The 16,461-nt window shown below is 48.4% G+C and carries 18 protein-coding genes and 2 riboswitches; of the genes, 12 read left to right on the top strand and 6 right to left on the bottom strand.

Annotation, left to right across the window (positions count from 1 at the left end; all coding sequences use genetic code 11):
- Positions 1-202: 202 nt before the first annotated feature.
- Entirely contained in the window at positions 203-1,033 is an 831-nt protein-coding gene (locus KNO66_RS09565; protein WP_214742199.1) for a TerC family protein, read from the top strand.
- Between the two features lie 35 nt (positions 1,034-1,068).
- On the opposite strand, the gene KNO66_RS09560 is transcribed toward KNO66_RS09565, so the two are convergent.
- The 4 genes from KNO66_RS09560 to KNO66_RS09545 are packed head-to-tail and all read right to left on the bottom strand — an operon-like array spanning position 1,069 to position 4,031.
- Positions 1,069-1,602 carry a cupin domain-containing protein gene (locus tag KNO66_RS09560; protein ID WP_214742198.1) on the bottom strand — a complete coding sequence of 178 codons (534 nt, stop codon included), beginning with the start codon at positions 1,600-1,602 and terminating at the stop codon, positions 1,069-1,071.
- A gap of 13 nt (positions 1,603-1,615) precedes the next feature.
- A complete protein-coding gene (locus KNO66_RS09555; RefSeq protein WP_214742197.1) occupies positions 1,616-2,233 on the bottom strand; it encodes a methylthioribulose 1-phosphate dehydratase in 618 nt (205 codons plus the stop codon).
- Positions 2,230-2,880, bottom strand: coding sequence for a 2-hydroxy-3-keto-5-methylthiopentenyl-1-phosphate phosphatase (locus KNO66_RS09550; RefSeq protein ID WP_214742196.1), 651 nt, complete (start codon positions 2,878-2,880; stop codon positions 2,230-2,232). The genes KNO66_RS09555 and KNO66_RS09550 overlap by 4 nt, the downstream gene beginning before the upstream one ends.
- A complete protein-coding gene (locus KNO66_RS09545; protein WP_214742195.1) occupies positions 2,877-4,031 on the bottom strand; it encodes a 2,3-diketo-5-methylthiopentyl-1-phosphate enolase in 1,155 nt (384 codons plus the stop codon). Before KNO66_RS09545 ends, KNO66_RS09550 begins: the two co-directional genes overlap by 4 nt.
- A gap of 70 nt (positions 4,032-4,101) precedes the next feature.
- Positions 4,102-4,203: riboswitch (SAM riboswitch) on the bottom strand.
- 204 nt (positions 4,204-4,407) lie between these two features.
- A riboswitch (SAM riboswitch) is annotated at positions 4,408-4,510 on the top strand.
- Between the two features lie 82 nt (positions 4,511-4,592).
- On the opposite strand from KNO66_RS09545, the gene mtnK reads away from it, so the two are divergent.
- Genes mtnK through KNO66_RS09520 form a run of 5 tightly spaced genes read left to right on the top strand, consistent with a single transcriptional unit; the run spans position 4,593 to position 10,223 of the window.
- Positions 4,593-5,744, top strand: a complete 1,152-nt coding sequence (mtnK, locus tag KNO66_RS09540) for an S-methyl-5-thioribose kinase (RefSeq protein WP_214742194.1) — start codon at positions 4,593-4,595, stop codon at positions 5,742-5,744.
- On the top strand, positions 5,741-6,775 hold the full coding sequence (mtnA, locus tag KNO66_RS09535; protein ID WP_214742193.1) for an S-methyl-5-thioribose-1-phosphate isomerase: 1,035 nt from the start codon (positions 5,741-5,743) through the stop codon (positions 6,773-6,775). Before mtnK ends, mtnA begins: the two co-directional genes overlap by 4 nt.
- Positions 6,768-7,847 carry a sugar ABC transporter substrate-binding protein gene (locus KNO66_RS09530; protein ID WP_214742192.1) on the top strand — a complete coding sequence of 360 codons (1,080 nt, stop codon included), beginning with the start codon at positions 6,768-6,770 and terminating at the stop codon, positions 7,845-7,847. Before mtnA ends, KNO66_RS09530 begins: the two co-directional genes overlap by 8 nt.
- On the top strand, positions 7,847-9,220 hold the full coding sequence (locus tag KNO66_RS09525) for a sugar ABC transporter ATP-binding protein (protein ID WP_214742191.1): 1,374 nt from the start codon (positions 7,847-7,849) through the stop codon (positions 9,218-9,220). Before KNO66_RS09530 ends, KNO66_RS09525 begins: the two co-directional genes overlap by 1 nt.
- Before the next feature lies 1 nt (position 9,221).
- A complete protein-coding gene (locus tag KNO66_RS09520; RefSeq protein WP_012727477.1) occupies positions 9,222-10,223 on the top strand; it encodes an ABC transporter permease in 1,002 nt (333 codons plus the stop codon).
- Positions 10,224-10,238: 15 nt separating this feature from the next.
- Here KNO66_RS09520 and KNO66_RS09515 read toward each other — a convergent pair whose 3' ends face one another.
- On the bottom strand, positions 10,239-10,721 hold the full coding sequence (locus KNO66_RS09515; protein ID WP_214742190.1) for a GNAT family N-acetyltransferase: 483 nt from the start codon (positions 10,719-10,721) through the stop codon (positions 10,239-10,241).
- A 75-nt stretch (positions 10,722-10,796) separates the two neighbouring features.
- On the opposite strand from KNO66_RS09515, the gene KNO66_RS09510 reads away from it, so the two are divergent.
- The gene (locus tag KNO66_RS09510; protein WP_214742189.1) at positions 10,797-11,177 is read left to right on the top strand and encodes a VOC family protein; all 381 of its coding nucleotides are present in this window, start codon (positions 10,797-10,799) and stop codon (positions 11,175-11,177) included.
- A 28-nt stretch (positions 11,178-11,205) separates the two neighbouring features.
- Here the strand turns inward: KNO66_RS09510 and KNO66_RS09505 are convergent, their stop codons facing one another.
- A complete protein-coding gene (locus tag KNO66_RS09505; RefSeq protein WP_026824988.1) occupies positions 11,206-11,514 on the bottom strand; it encodes a winged helix-turn-helix transcriptional regulator in 309 nt (102 codons plus the stop codon).
- Positions 11,515-11,632: 118 nt separating this feature from the next.
- On the opposite strand from KNO66_RS09505, the gene KNO66_RS09500 reads away from it, so the two are divergent.
- From KNO66_RS09500 to KNO66_RS09480, 5 genes are all read left to right on the top strand, one after another.
- Entirely contained in the window at positions 11,633-12,124 is a 492-nt protein-coding gene (locus KNO66_RS09500) for a lactoylglutathione lyase family protein (RefSeq protein ID WP_012727473.1), read from the top strand.
- Positions 12,125-12,126: 2 nt separating this feature from the next.
- Positions 12,127-13,107, top strand: coding sequence for a zinc-binding dehydrogenase (locus tag KNO66_RS09495; protein WP_214742188.1), 981 nt, complete (start codon positions 12,127-12,129; stop codon positions 13,105-13,107).
- Positions 13,108-13,162: 55 nt separating this feature from the next.
- The gene (locus KNO66_RS09490; protein WP_214742187.1) at positions 13,163-14,227 is read left to right on the top strand and encodes a threonine aldolase family protein; all 1,065 of its coding nucleotides are present in this window, start codon (positions 13,163-13,165) and stop codon (positions 14,225-14,227) included.
- 475 nt (positions 14,228-14,702) lie between these two features.
- On the top strand, positions 14,703-15,587 hold the full coding sequence (locus tag KNO66_RS09485; protein WP_214742186.1) for a hypothetical protein: 885 nt from the start codon (positions 14,703-14,705) through the stop codon (positions 15,585-15,587).
- A 589-nt stretch (positions 15,588-16,176) separates the two neighbouring features.
- A complete protein-coding gene (locus tag KNO66_RS09480) occupies positions 16,177-16,428 on the top strand; it encodes a hypothetical protein (protein WP_214742185.1) in 252 nt (83 codons plus the stop codon).
- The last annotated feature ends 33 nt before the right edge of the window (positions 16,429-16,461 follow it).

Raw genomic sequence — 16,461 nt, 5'->3', positions numbered from 1 at the left:
GATTTTATCACGAAATGATGACTGAACGGGTATGATTTTGCTCTCATAACATGTTTTGAATGTGTGAAGGTCACGAATTCATTCATATATGAAAGAAAGAGGATTGATTTACTTCCGAAACGGGAATAAAATGGTCCTGTGAACTTAAAAAATAGATCACTATTAAATATGTAGGAATCGAAAGACAAAAGGAGAGGTTTTTATGGATTGGCAGTTAATCCTGCAGTACGCCTGGATCATCGTCGTGCTTGTCGGTTTAGAAGGCTTGTTATCTGCAGACAACGCGCTCGTCTTGGCCGTCATGGTCAAACACTTACCGCGTACAGAGCAGAAAAAAGCATTATTTTATGGGCTCCTCGGGGCGTTCGTCTTCCGATTTATCGCATTGTTCTTAATCTCGTTCTTAATCAACGTATGGCAAGTTCAAGCGATCGGTGCACTTTATCTGATTGGAATGAGTGGTCGACACTTGTATATGACGTATAAGGCACGTGGCCAAGAACCGAAGCAAGACTTGGCGGCTGAAGCGAAAGAAGAGACGGCTGTCACTGAAAAGCCGGTGTCGAAGAAAGAATTTTGGCTCACTGTCGCAAAAGTCGAATTTGCGGACATCGCCTTTGCGGTCGACTCAATCTTGGCAGCAGTCGCGCTCGCTGTGAGTGTCAAACCGCTTGGTCTCGGAGAAATCGGTGGGATTGACTCAGGTCAGTTCTTCGTCGTTTTGACGGGAGGACTCATCGGGGTCGTCTTGATGCGATTCGCCGCCCGTATTTTTGTCAAGTTGCTCCATCAACGCCCATCCCTCGAAACGGCTGCTTTCATCATCGTCGGTTGGGTCGGGGTCAAGTTGACGGTCCTCGTACTTGAACACCCAGGTTTCAAGGAATTGATTGCCGGTACACCGTTCGAATTCATGGGACTCCCAGACGGATTCGTCCACTCGACAGCTTGGACGATTTTCTTCTGGTCAGTCATGGTCGGAATTGCGACATGGGGCTGGTTCTCATCGAAACCGACAGCGGTCAAACAGTAAAAAAAGGTCTCTCGTTTTAAGCGAGAGACCTTTTTTTATGCCTGCACATTTTCTTTTTCGTAAATCGGCACCCAGCCCTCGGTCGTCACAAAAATACGAACAGCAACAACTTGACGGTCTTCTTGCAACGTGAAGTAATGACGTGTGTTGACCGGCACCGAGATAAGATCACCCGGATTGAGCTCGATATTGAAGTATCCACGTTCAGCATCGTCAATGGCAAAAATGCCGTGACCACTGACGATGAAACGAACTTCGTCATCTGTGTGGTGATGTTCTTTTTGGAAGTTGACGAGCAGTTCATCTAAGTTCGGTGTCGCGTCGGATAGCGAGATGACATCAGCTGTCTTGTAGCCGCGTCGCGCCGATACATCTTGAATCTCGTCACGGAACGTCGACAAAATGGCTTCTTTGTCCTCGTCTGACAGTTGATAGTTTTCCTGAAGGGAAACCGGTAATTTCGTGATGTCCCATGCTTCGTAAAGGATGTCTCGTGATTCTAAAAAGTCACGTACCTCTTGTTGGTCGCTGACGCGTTCTTCGGTTTGTTGAAAATAAATCGTTGCCATGTTGAATTCCTCCTTATGAATGGACGCCTAGGGCGCGTAATTTTAATGAATAGCTAAATAAAAATTCATATGCTTCTAAATAACGCTTTGCCGCAGCGGACGTTTCGCCCCAAACGGTGATTCCGTGGTTTCGGATGAGAACAGCACCAGCATCGCCTGTGACATGTGGGGCAAATGCATGGGCGAGTGTCGGGATATCCGCGTGATTCTCGATGATTGGGATTCGGACACTTGCCGTCTCTTCCCAATAGCCGAGCGCCTTGATGATTTCTTGACCTGTGAACGTCACATGACCTTGTGCTGCATACAGTTCCGAGATAACGTTGTTGTCGACCGTATGCACGTGAAGGGAACAGGTTGCGTTCGTATTGTTAAAGATTTCGACGTGCAGTAACGTCTCCGCGGATGGTTTGCCTATTTGTTCCCCAATCAATTGACCAGTCGCATCGACGAGAACGAAGTCTTCATCCGTACGCTTTCGTTTGTCACGACCGCTTGCCGTCACGAGGAACGTCAACGGGTCGTCCGATACGCGGATCGCCAGGTTGCCACTCGTCCCAGGGAACCAGTCTCGTGCGGCGAGCTCGTCTTTAATGTCGGCGAGTTCTACCCATCGTTCTTGTACGGTCATACGTTCACTCCTTTCATATGAGCTGAGATGTCATGGAATGTCTCGAACGGAACATAGTGAATTCCTTCCGCCTCGCAAAGTGAAATCAGTTGACCGCGCGCATACACAACGTCGGCACGTTTGGCGATTTCAAAATCGGTGACAGAATCCCCAATAACGATCAACGTGTCGGTAGGTGCGACAATCTGTCGGGCGATCGTCGGTTTGCAACATCCGCAATCGTTCGAGCAATGAACATCGCATAAATGAGGCCACGTGACGCGCGCTGTCTCTCCTGAAAAATCAACGTGATTGCAGTGGATGTGTTCCGGTTCGACATGACCTTCTAGAATCGGATGGACGAAAAAGTCCATGCCCCCACTGACGACATCAAATCGAAAGCCGTGCGACTCTGTCTCTTGTAAAAACTCGACAAACCCTGGTCGAAGCGTGATGGTCGACTGCAGAAATTCACGGTACTTCAATTCCTGTTCACTCGGGAGCAAGCTGAACATCTGACCGACGCCTTCTCGAATGGAGAGCGTTTGGTTCAACACACCATCTTTGAGTTCGACCCATTCAGGTGGGGCGAATTGTCGCATCAACGCGATGATGTTATCTTCTTCCGTGATGGTTCCGTCGAAGTCACAGATGACGTGCGTACTCATCGCGCACCCCACGCATCTAACGCAGTCGATAACGCATCGGTCTCGCTCGTCTTACCGATTGCCTGATCGATTGCTTGGCGGAATGCCCTCGCACCGGCAGCCGCACCGTCCGGGTGTCCGTGAATCCCACCGCCGGCATTGATGACGACATCCGTTCCGAAGTCTCGAATCAAGTCCGGGACGAGTCCTGGGTGAATCCCGGCAGATGGGACCGTCAGAATTGGTTTCGTCCAATGGGGTTCAGTCGCATATGTCTGAATCTGTTGTGTTTCGTCTTTCGGTGTCGACAGCGAACCGTATGGCGACGGGAAGAGTGTCAAGTCGGCCCCGGCGAGTCGAATCAGTTTCCCGAAGAGGAGGGAATGACGAATCGATCCGGTCAATGCTCCGGCAAAAGCAGGATGTGCCAAAATCGGGACGTGAATCTCAGGGTCTTTGGCGAGCTCTCGTAACGCGTCAAGCCCGTACGTATACACGTTGAACAACAATGCGGTCGCGCCTGCCTCGATCAAACGTTTTGCCTGATCGCGTAAGGTGAAAACGGGTCCGCTCAACGTGACAGCGTATAGAACGGAACGATCCGTCAATTCTTTATGTTCTTGAATGATCGATGCTCCAATCCGAGCCCGTTCGAGCGATGGGGTGAGCGGATTGTCATATAAAATCTCATCGTCTTTCACGAGATCGATGCCACCTGTAAACTGGTCACGAAGTTGTGTCGCCAAAAAATCAAGGTCACGCCCGATGACGCCTTTGAAGATGCTCATGGCGAGCGGTCGATCGTGTACACGAAGGATGTCGCGAACACCTTCAACACCGAATGCGGCACCCGGAAAGTCCGGGACGAGTTCCTCTGGAAGCGATAGGTCGACGAGTTGAACACTCGGGTCGAGGGAGAGCTTACCGAATGTCGTCGTCAGAATGGACGAAAAGTCCGGTGTCACGTTATGTAGCGGGTAGCGAATCGAAAAGCGACTCGTCGTTTCCTGTTGGGACGTTGAGATGACCTCACCGCGGAACGCCTGTAGTTGATGCTGCTCGAGATGGTTCAATTCGGTCCATGTCCCGACGGTCAGCTCATGTGCAATCTTCTCAGCCACGCGTTCGACGTGATCGGTATGTTTGATTTCATAAGTAGCGATGATTCCCATAAGTTCCTCCTTTCAGGTCAAACAAAAAATGACCTCATGCCAAGGCAAGAGGTCATTCGAAAACAATGAACTCTTATCTCTCAGCGTTAGCTGCAAGAATTAGCACCGTGCCATTTCTGGTCGGTTGCTGCGACATCATCGGGCTTGTCCCTCCGTCTGCTCTTGATAAGAATAGTTGTGAAGTTGTGAAATTTAATTGAATTTTTACATAGAATCGCGCACTCGTCAATTCCTTTTTTTGAGAAAAAAGTTTGAAAATAATGTTTCTATATATGCGTGTCAAAAATAGGGAGGCGACTAAAAATAGAGGATTGACAACTAGCGTGCCTAGTCCGTAATATTCGTTTCAACACGTCAAACACAATTACATCATTTACTCTTATCGCGAGTTGGCAGAGGGAATTGGCCCTAAGACGCCGCAGCAACCGACCATTTGGCACGGTGCTACATCCACCAGACATATGTCTGAAAGATGAGAGGAACAACCAATTTGGGTGTGCCTCTTTCTCGCGGAGAAAGGGGCTTTTTTCATGTATAGATTCAAGAAAGGGGAAAATCATCATGACTTATGAGGCGTTTACAGAACAAAGTGTTGTCGAACACGTTCGACAGTTGGGGTTACTAGAAGAGGGGATTGCAGAATGTGAGGAGATTGGGGATGGAAATTTAAATCTCGTCTTTCGTATTCGACAAGGAGAGACGTCATTGATTGTGAAACAAGCGTTGCCGTACGCAAAAGTCGTTGGGGAGAGCTGGCCGCTCACACTGGACCGGTCGTGGATTGAACAGCTGGCACTCCGTGAATTTTCTAAGGTCGTTCCTCAGTTCGTACCGGATGTACTCGGTAGCGACCGTGAACTCGCCTATACGATTTTGGAAGATCTGTCAGCGTTTGAGATTGTTCGGACGGGCTTCCTAAAAGGAGAGAGCTATCCGAATTTAGCCCGCCACGTCGGTACGTTCCTCGGAGAAACGTTGTTTGCGACGTCTGACTACGCGAACGGACCGCTCGTGAAGAAACAAATCGAAAAAGAGTATTACAATCCAGAGCTATGCGATATCACGGAAAAACTCATTTTCACCGACCCATATCGCGATGCAGAATCGAATCAAATCGAAGCGGCCCTTCGTCCGGATGTGGAGCAGCTGTGGTCAGATCTCGCCTTGAAAATTGAAGTGACGAAATTGAAGGTTGGGTTCGTGACCAAACACGAAGCGTTGCTACATGGAGATTTACATACAGGAAGCATTTTTGCGACCCGTCAGGAAACAAAAATCATCGATCCTGAGTTTGCTTTTTATGGCCCGTTCGGTTTTGACATCGGTCAAATCATCGCTCACTTGGTGTTCTCGACATATGCGCATCCGTTGAAACGGTTCGAACGCTTCACAGAAGTGCTCACCGTCTGGGAAACGTTCGAAAAAACGTTCCGTACCCGCTTTACACAGGCGGTCGAGCCGTTCAACACGGTAGGTTTCGTGGATGAACTGTTGCCATCCATTTTGAGCGATGCCATCGGTTACGCAGGTTGCGAATTGATTCGACGGACGGTCGGTCTAGCTGGCGTCGCTGACTTAGAGACATTGCCGGATGACCTGCGCATCGAACGGAAACGTCACGCCCTAGAGCTCGGCACACGTCTCATCAAACAGCGTCATCAGATTCAATCCATCGATCAGCTGATCCCGGTCTTGTCGGAGGTGCGCGTATGAGTGTGCAAAGTATTCATTTTGATGCCGACACGGAAGTGTTGACGATTTTAGATCAGACACTATTGCCGCAAGAAGAGCAATATATCGAAGTGCTAACGCTCGAACAGGCGGAACAGGCAATCAAATCGCTTCAAGTCCGGGGAGCGCCGGCCATCGCTTACTTTGGGGCGTTCGTCCTTGCGAAAGAAGCGTCACGCCTGCAAGACAATCCCTATTTTCACCTCCAATTGAATCAAGTCGGTCAACGATTGATTGCGACAAGACCGACCGCGGTCAACTTACAGCATGTCATCGAATCACTCCTTCGACTGAATGTGGGGGAGGACTTTGAACAGATTGCAAAAGCCATCAAGCAGCGTGCGATTGAAATCTATGAACAAGATGTGGCTACGTATCGCACGATTGGGGAGCATGCGCTCACCGTGTTACCCGCTGGTGGCAATGTATTGACGATTTGTAACGCCGGTGCCATTGCGACGTCACGGTACGGTACCGCGCTCGCGCCGTTCTATGTCGGGAAAGAGCGAGGCATCCCCTTTCGGGTGTTCGCGTCGGAAACCCGTCCATTGCTTCAAGGGGCACGGTTGACGGTATGGGAGCTCGACCGGGCGGACATTGACGTCACATTGATCACGGATAATATGGCTGCTTGGACAATCCAGACGAAACAAATCGATGCCATCATCGTCGGGGCGGACCGCATCACCCGTACCGGTCATACGGCCAACAAAATCGGAACACTCCAGCTTGCGATTTTGGCGAAGCATTACGGCATCCCGTTTTATGTGGCAGCCCCGCATTCGACGTTTGATTTGGAAGCGGATGACACGATTCAAATCGAGGAACGGGACGCGAATGAAGTGACCCATATCGGGGGACACCCGACGGCGCTCGTCGGCATCACCGTCTTCAATCCGGCGTTTGATGTGACCCCACCAGAACTCATCACCGGTCTGATCACAGAGACAGGAGTGCTCGAACCGACCGAGTCGGTCATTGTAGAACATGTAGGAGGAAACACATATGTCTAAAAAAATCATCTTCTTCCTGTTGACCGTCATCTTAGCACTTGCCGGATGCACGAACGAACAGGCGCAACCGAAAACGACTGCGACAACAAATAAAACAGAGACAAAAACCGTCAACGTCTCAAATGAGACACTTCCGAAAGATCTAGAAGTCGCCCTCGTCATGCAGATGTCGATCGGGACATTCTCTTCGCAATATATCGAAGGGGTGACTGAGCAAGTCGAAGCGTTCGGTGGCAACGTGAAAGTGTATAACGCCGAAAATGATTTGTCGAAAATGGCGAGTTATGTCGATACGGCGACGACGCAAGGAGTCGATGTGATCTTGATTGACCACGGACGTGCAGATGCCTTGAAAGAGCCTGTTCAACGGGCGCTCGACAAAGGCATCAAAGTTGTCGCATTCGATAACGATTTGACGAATGAAGGGGTGACGGTCATCGACCAAGACGATTATTCACTCGCATGGCGCTCGCTCAAAGCACTCGCGGAAGATTTGGACGGGAAAGGGAACATCGTCACGATCTGGGTCGGTGGATTCACACCGATGGAACGCCGTCATACGATTTATGATGCATTCTTGAAACGGTATCCGGGCATCCAGGAAGTCGCGAAGTTCGGTTCGGCGACGAACAACACGGCGCTCGATACACAAAGCCAGATGGAGGCGATTTTGAAGAAGTATCCAGAAGGCGAAATCGATGCGGTGTTTGCGATGTGGGACGAGTTCGCCAAAGGGGCGAGCCGTGCCATCAAGCAGGCAGGCCGTGACGAGATTGCCGTTTACGGGATTGACTTGAGTGACGAAGACCTACAACTCATGCAAGAAGAGGGGAGTCCGTGGGGTGTGACGGCTGCCACAGATCCGGCCGAAATCGGTCGCATTCAAGTTCGTTACGCCTACCAAAAAGTAGTCGGGGAAGAAACCCCTTCGATTCATTCGGTCGACCCATATCTCGTGGACCGTGATGTCTTGCCGGACGAGGCTGTCACGATGGAGGACCTTGGACAGTACGTGCCGGGTTGGGGTGAGTCGAATGCGGCATGGTCGGATTGGATGAAGGAGACGAACTGATGATTCGCTTGATACGAATCACGAAACAGTATGGTGACGTCACGGTGCTCGATCAACTGTCGTTCAGTTTGAAGCCGGGGGACATTCATGGGCTCCTCGGTCTGAACGGGGCTGGTAAGAGTACCCTCATCAAACTATTGAACGGAACGGCTGAACCGACGTCCGGCGAATTGTCCATTGATGGAAAACCAATCCGGCTCACACCAGCGGAAGCGATTCGTCATGGCATCATCACCGTATCGCAAGAAGTCGATGATGCGCTTTATTTGGACTTGCCAGTATATGAGAACGTCCTTCCATGGCAGACGGTGAAACGGATTTGCCCGCAACGTTTGAAAGAGCGAGCGAAACGTGTGTTGTCCCGAGTCGGTTTAGAGGTCGATCTAACGCGTCCAGCCGGTCACTATCCGCTCAGCGTGAAACAGCGCCTTCTCATCGCTCGGGCACTCGAGAGTGATGCTAAGTATTTACTCCTCGACGAACCGACCGCTGCCTTATCGGAAACGGATGCCGACGCCTTACTTGAATTGTTACAGAAGCTTGCGGCAGAAGGAGTCGGGATTGTCTTGGTCACGCATCGTTCAAACGAGCTCACACGGGTCACGTCGACCTCTACGTTTCTTCGGGACGGACGTGTCGTGTACGATGGACCGTACCAATCGCTCTCCTCGGAAGCGGTGCAGACATTTTTAAGTGGGACAACATTTGATGCGGCGTTAGAAAAGGCGGTGCCGGAAGACAAGATTTGTTTGTCCGCGCAGTTGACCCTTCCGGCGTTCCAATCCGAGATTTCGATTGAAGCGTATCGCGGAGAAGTGCTCGGGATTGGAGGATTGACGGGGAGTGGGAAGACGGAACTGATGGAAGCTTTGTTCGGTCTTTCTGGGATTCGTCAATCCATCACAATCGATGGAAAAGAACATGTGATCAAAGAACCGGCAGACGCCGTACGTTTAGGGTTTGCACTCGTTCCAGAGGAGAGACGTCGTCATGGATTATTTCTAGACGAGACGATTGAGCGGAACGTGATTGCTGTCGCAGGAAAGGCAACTCGCGTCTCGGACGTATTGGCATCGCTTCGCGTCCGTTATGCGAACGTGAAACAACCGGTTTGTGAGCTGAGTGGTGGAAATCAACAGAAGGTCGTCTTTAGCAAATGGTTACTCGACGACCGAGACATTTATCTGCTCGACGAACCGACAAAAGGAATTGATATCGCGGCGAAACAAGACGTATATGAACGTGTCATCGCACTCGCGAAACAAGGGAAGACCGTGTTGTTCACCTCGAGTGAGCGACACGAGCTCGAACGGGTCGCCAATCGAATTCTTTGGCTCGACCGTGGACAAATTGTAGAGAAAGGAGGCGTGTAAGATGGCACAATTGGTGGTCAAGGAACGAAAACGAATCAGCGGTCATATCGGACAGTATGGGACGTTACTCGCAATCCTTGGTTTGATTGCGGTCTTTACCGTGACGAACGATCAATTTCTGACATACGCAAACTTTAGTGACATCATCAAATCGGTGTCAATCGTTTCGCTACTTGCCCTCGGCGTCACGTTTTCGCTCATCGTCGGAGGATTCGACTTGTCGGTCGGCTCGACGGCGAGTCTTGCGACAATCGGGGCAGCGGCAAGTCTCGTCCTTCATCGACAAGAGCTTCTCGTCGCCCTGCTGATTCCACTTGCACTCGGGATTCTCGTCGGGCTGTTGAACGCGCTCGTCACAATCAAATTCCGATTACCGGATTTACTAGCGACGCTCGCCATCATGTACGTCATTAACGGGATTCAGTTGACGTATACGAAAGGATTCTCGATTTATGACAACATGCCGATTGAAGGGGGGACGGCGCCAGGGCGTTTCATCCCGTCATTTCTATTCATCGGTCAAGGGACGATCGGTCCGATCCCGTTCGTCGCCCTGCTCATGCTGGTGTTCTTTATCGGAGCGCATCTGTTCTTGACTTATACGCGGACCGGGCGTGAATTTTATTACGTCGGGTCGAACGCCGAAGCGGCCCGTCGTTCCGGAATCGCAGTGAATCGCATCAAGTTGTACGCCTACGTGCTCAGCGGATTGTTTGCAGCCATTGGCGGAATCATTCTCGCATCGCGAATCGGGACAGGACAAGTCTCGGCTGGAGCACCTCTTTTGATGGACGCTGTCGCGGCTGCCTACATCGGCTACGCCGTCTTTGGGACAGGGCGCCCGAACGTGATTGGGACATTGATTGGAGCTATTTTGATTGGAATTCTCTTGAACGGACTGACGATGTGGGACGTACCGTATTATGCGCAAGACATCGTCAAAGGGACAATTTTAATTGGAGCGCTCGGTCTTTCTTATATTCAGAAGAAACAGCGGACATGACAAAACCCCCGGACATCAGTTGTTCGGGGGTTCGCTTTGTTCACGTGTCATTGAGAGAAACGGATACACTCCACCGTTCGTCTCCTGCATGAATGTTTTCTGTGGGATGAAGCCGAGTGATTCATACAAACGGATGGCCCGTTTGTTAAACGAGGCGACGGAAAGATATATGGTACGAGTCCCATATGTCGCCTCGATCCAATTTAGGATTGACGTGAGGAATCGATGTCCATTGCCGTTCCCCGTCAAATCAGGGCGCATGCCGAGACCGATAGAAACAGCGTCTACTGATTCGAATTGCAACGTGACAAAGCCAATCAGCTCATTCGTTTCAAGGATGGCGAACGTTGTATCACCTCGCTCATCTGCATCTAAAAATAAGGCGAGATCTTCTTCGTCGGCATCCATATTGTAAAATGCGTAGTCACCTTCATAGCGCCACTCGAAGGCGATCAATTCGGCTTGCTCTTGGGTGAGTGGTTGAAACGTATGGCTCATAAAAATTCCTCGTCTCTGATTGAAGTGGTCATGCTACACTCAAATCGTATCATGAAAACAAGGGGAGGGAACGTGATGGCAGTCAAATTGGACATGGTCGGGATCGTCGTGACGGATATGAAGCGGTCGCTCGATTTTTATCGTGCGCTCGGGTTTGAGATTCCAGAAGCGATGAACGAGGAAGCACATGTAGAGATTGATGAAGGAGGCGTGCGTCTTGCGTTCGATACGGTGGAAGTGGCCGAATCAGTATACGGGGAATGGAAACAGGCAGACGGGCATCGGATCGAGCTTGCCTTCTTATGCGAAAGCCGTGAGTCACTGGATGCTTTATATGACTCAATCCTTGAACAAGGTTATGCGTCACACAAAGCCCCATGGGATGCGTTTTGGGGACAACGTTACGCCATCCTGTACGATGCGGATGGGAATTTGATCAGTTTATTCGCCTCATAAAAATAATCCCGGGCCATGTGGCTCGGGATTATTGATTGTCGTGGCACTCTCCCCATGAACAAAGGGCATTCATGGCAGGTTGAAGGCCGAGGGCATCTTCAGTCAATGAATACTCGACATGGAGGTGCTTCTCGGTCGAATAGTCGACACGGCGAACCATACCGAGTTGTTCGAGTTCACGCAATTGGTCGGTCAACACTTTCCGGCTGACGTCAGGGATCGCCCGTTGAATGTCAGAAAAACGAAGCGGTCCATCTTGAAGCGTACAGTACACTTGAGGGCGCCATTTGCCGCCGATAATCTCGAGTGCACGGTTGACGGGGAACGATGTGGTCATGTTCAAAGAGCCTCACTTTCGGGTAGTTACTTCAATGTGCGTACTTTTTTTCTTGCTTCAATGACAGTATCTTATCGTTATCCGCTAAATTGAGCAAACAAAAAGGAGTAGATGAAACATGACGTATCCAAGAACATTTTCACACATCGGTCTTTCTGTGCCGAGCGTAACCGAGGCCGTTAAATTTTATGAGGACGTGATGGGGTGGTATACCATCATGACACCATCAGACGTCGTCGAGGATGATTCGCCAATCGGCGTGATGTGTACCGACGTCTTCGGACCAGGCTGGGGTAAATTCCGCATTGCCCACATGTCAACAGGCGACGGAATTGGAATCGAGTTATTCGAATTCCCGAATAACGAGACACCAGAAGATAATTTCGAGTTTTGGAAGACAGGAATCTTCCACTACTGTGTACAAGACCCTGATATCGAAGGACTTGTCGAGAAGATTGTCGCCCATGGTGGGAAACAACGGATGCCAATTCGTGAATACTACCCAGGCGAGAAACCGTATCGCATGGTGTACTGCGAAGACCCATTCGGTAACCTCGTTGAAATTTATTCACATTCATACGAACTCACGTATTCGGAAGGAGCTTACTAAACATGAAAGCATGGCTACTCGACCAACCCGGTCTAGAACATCTGCACATTGGAGAAATCGACCGACCGACACCAGGAACGGGCGAACTGTTGATCCGTGTCGAAGCGGTCGCTTTGAACCCGGTCGACTATAAAGTCGGTTCAAACGGAAACCCGAACTGGGCATATCCACACATTCTCGGTGTCGACCTCGTCGGAGAAGTCGTCGAGGTCGGTTCAAGTATCGCCAACATCATTACGGGTTCACGTGTAGCCGTGCATACGGATCTTTCGAAATATGGAGGGTTTGCCGAGTATACGGTCGTTGATGCCCGGGCGTGTGCGGTCGTTCCGCAAGGTGTAAGCGATGAGGCGGCGGCTTCGATTCTATGTGCCGGAATGACGGCTTATGAGGCGGTCATGCAGAAACTGAACACGCGGGATAAGGAGACGATTCTCGTACACGCCGGAGCGGGCGGTGTCGGTGGCTTTGCGATTCAGCTCGCAAAACGCCTCGGTCTGAAGGTATTCACGACGGCATCTCCAGAAAACGTTGAGTGGGTAGAATCACTCGGGGCGGACGTAGTGATTGATTATAACGTCGAGGATGTGACGGCACGCATCATGGAAGAGACGGATGGACGTGGGGTCGACCTGATTTTGAATACGGTCGGACGAGACGTTGCGACAGCTGACCTCGATCGTCTCGCGTTCAGCGGACACCTCGCTTATATCGCCGGTCCACCAGACATGACGAATATGAAAGGATTTTCCTTGTCGCCTTCGATTCATGAGGTGGCACTCGGAGCGGCACATGCGAGCGAGGACGAACGTGCAATTCGCAACTTGGCGTATATGGCCGAAGAGTTGATGAACTTGCTCGATGCGGGTGAATTGAACGATCTCGTCACAGAAGTGTTATCGTTCGACCAATTGAAAGAAGGTCTCGAAAAACTACAAACGCGGAAAGTGCGCGGTAAACTCATCGTCCGGATTCGCGACTGAGTAGAGGACTCCCTGTTATACTGACAGGGAGTTTATTTGTCGAGGAGGGGAATATATGGAGCGATTAGCAGACACGTATCGTCAAACAGCTGTTCAGTTGAGCGGTCATGGCAAACGAGAAATCGGAGTATTGAAGCGTGCGTTTGAGCATGTGCGTGAAGATAAGCCGAGTGATCAGTATGGACAGGGGAAAACGATTCGGCAATTTGAAGAGAAGATGGGACAAGTCCTTGGGAAAGAGTCGGCAGTATTCTTTCCGAGTGGCACGATGGCGCAACAAATTGCGCTACGCATTTGGTGTGACGAGACAGGGAAGATCACGGTCGCGTATCATCCACTCTGCCACCTTGAAATCCATGAACAGGATGGCTTGAAGGAGTTGCATCACATCGAACCGATTTTAGTCGGGGAAGAAAATCGATTGATGACACTCGAAGAGATTCGAGCGTTACCGGATATCGCGTGTCTATTGCTTGAACTTCCACAACGAGAAATCGGAGGGGAATTGCCGACGTTCGAGGAACTTGTGGCAATTCATGAACACTGTCGTGAAAAAGGGATTTATCTGCATCTAGACGGTGCGCGACTGTTCGAATCGCTTCCGTATTACGAAAAAGAAGCGTCTGAAATCTGCGCGCTCTTCGATAGCGTATACGTCTCGTTTTATAAAGGAATCGGTGGGATTGCCGGTGCCATCCTTGCTGGACCAAAATCATTTTGTGACACGTCGAAGGTATGGAAGCGACGTTACGGCGGTGACTTGATCAGCCTATATCCGTATATTCTTTCTTCAGATTATTATTACGAGATGCGGAAAGATAAGATGGCCGGCTATCGGGATTATGCCGTACAACTGGCAGCGCGCTTCAATGAACTCGACGGCGTCTGGACGACACCACTCGTCCCGGTCACGAATATGTTCCACTTACATTTCCAAGGGGGGAAAGAGGAACTCGCTGAACGAATTGCAGGAATTCAAGAAGAGACCGGGATTGGCATCACCGGTTATCTCGTTGAAAAAGATGGGTACTGTTCCACAGAAATCAGTATCGGGGATATGTATGGCGAGATGACTCTCAATCAACTCGATGATCTTTTCAAACAATTCTATACAAGATAAGTGAGGAAACTTAGAGGACCATTGAACTGAACCCTGTTTTACGGACAGTTTAGTAAAAAGTGTCTCGAATTCTATGCGGCGATCAGATGGCCCCGATATTGTTCCGAGGTTATCTTTTTAGATTCCATTGCTTGCGTTCACTGTTGTAATAGTCGACATGGTCTTTCAGGTTTTCAAAGTAGGACTCGATTGGTGCTTTGTCGAGATAATTCCCACGGCGTGATATGGGCTGGGCCAATCCCAGCCCGTGAACCCGTGAGTGATAGGCTGGATGGGTGTAGTGGAACCCTTGGTCCGAATGAATCACCAAACTTATAAGTGGGCAAAACGTGAAGGATCGGCGTATTGGAAGGATGAAGAGAATAAAATAGCCTTAAGATTAACATTTAACTATTTCAAAAAAATGTTATAGGTAGATTTTTTATAATCCATCATTTTATACTTTTTGTAATAATATAATGATGGAGGTATTTAAATGTTAAAAAAAGGAACTTTATTTTTAACGATAGCTTTATTAGTAAGTAATCTAAGTTTAGGAATTCCAAACGATGTGTATGCCAATGAAATTCTTCCAAAAAACATTTCAGATGAGACTATTGATGTAGAGGTCACGTTTACTGATTCTGAAATCAAAGCAATATCTCTCGAACGTGAAGAAATCATTACAGATATTACGAAACAAGTAAAAACGAATCATGCATCACTCGACGAAGTAGTAGCGGAAAGTTTACAAAAGACTCAACAACACACCTTAATAGAAGGTTTGAATGAAGAACTTGAAATGATTAATCTTCCAACTTCGAATGTCACTCTTGACACAAACCTTGATACGGAAACTTATGAAATAAACGATAACTTATCTGTAACTTTTGATGATAATTTTATTATTGTAGATGAATGGAATGAATCAGATGAAATAGAATCCGAAGAAGACGTTGAACCTAACTTCTTCTCGTTCATCCAAAACATATTTTCTAGTCCAGTCCAAGCAGCAGGAACAAGCAAGATTAAAAATGCTTCCAATAGCCGCAGCATCTACGACGCAAGAGCTACTAGTTGGAAATTAGTCACAGCATATATTAGTGCTGAGTTCACTTATAATGGAACTACAGTCACCGCAAGAAGAACTGGGAACTATATGAAGACTGAAAATGGAGGAGGGGTTCTTATCGACATAGTCGATAAGAAGAGTGAAGTCCAAAAACCAAGCAGTTCGAGAAGAGTCGCATACCAAGAAGGGACAGCGATTATGGGGCTCACTGTTAAAGGACACGGTCTCAGACTCCAGGAACGATATCTACGTGTTAACGTAGAGTGTAATGCAAAAGGAATGATTAAAAAAGATTCTATTTTAAAATAATCTGGAGGCATGACATGAACTTTCTTGATTTCGCAGTATTTTTATTACTCTTTATTTCATTCGCAATCTTTATGATTGTTAAATTATTAAAAAAACCAAAGTAAAATACAAAATTGTAATCTTAAATCAATATTATTTTTTCATCGCTAACTAAGATTGACGAATGGTTTTGTTCATATTACGTTGCACTTTAAAAAGCGAAAAATGTGATGAATGGAAAATACTTCTCATCAACTCAATACTGTAACGATTTCAGAAGGTGTATTCTCAATGATAGAGGGTATGCCTTTTAGGTTTAACCATCCAAATAATGAGTTTACTTTTTTCATCAGATTTATTCTTATATTTTCCGAACTTTGCATTCATAAGTACGTGCTCAATCAACGCTAACACTACATGATTTGTTTTTCTTTTATTTTGAAGTCCTCGTGAAGTTGAAATCACTTTTCTTCAAATAAAAATGCATCAACGAAATAAAGGGTGCGCTGTTTTTTCATGGGACGATGTTCTTCAGACATTTTCCCAGACCAACTGGTCAAACTCTTTTGAATAGTGTATTTGTCGACAGCGTTCCGCACCAACGTACGAAGTGACGAACTTTCATTATTATCGAAGCGAGAATTTGAGTGGTGCAGAACATCAATTGATTTCAGCAATCGGGATGTTATCGATTTTGTTCGGCATCAGTACAATTCTTGTAGGAACCCGTTCCTATTTGAAGAAAGTGCATACGATCAACACGCAACAATTCAAATATGCGAAGATGAGTCTCATTGCTTTGGCAATTGGGATGGTCTTCATCTTTTCACTAACCCTCGTCGTGAGCTACTTTTTATTGTGAACGCAATCAGGCACCGTCTCTATTATGAGGCGG

Source organism: Exiguobacterium sp. s48, assembly GCF_018617395.1.
Lineage (GTDB): Bacteria > Bacillota > Bacilli > Exiguobacteriales > Exiguobacteriaceae > Exiguobacterium.
Note: the sequence above shows the minus strand (reverse complement) of the source record. Positions and strands in the feature narration are given on the sequence as shown.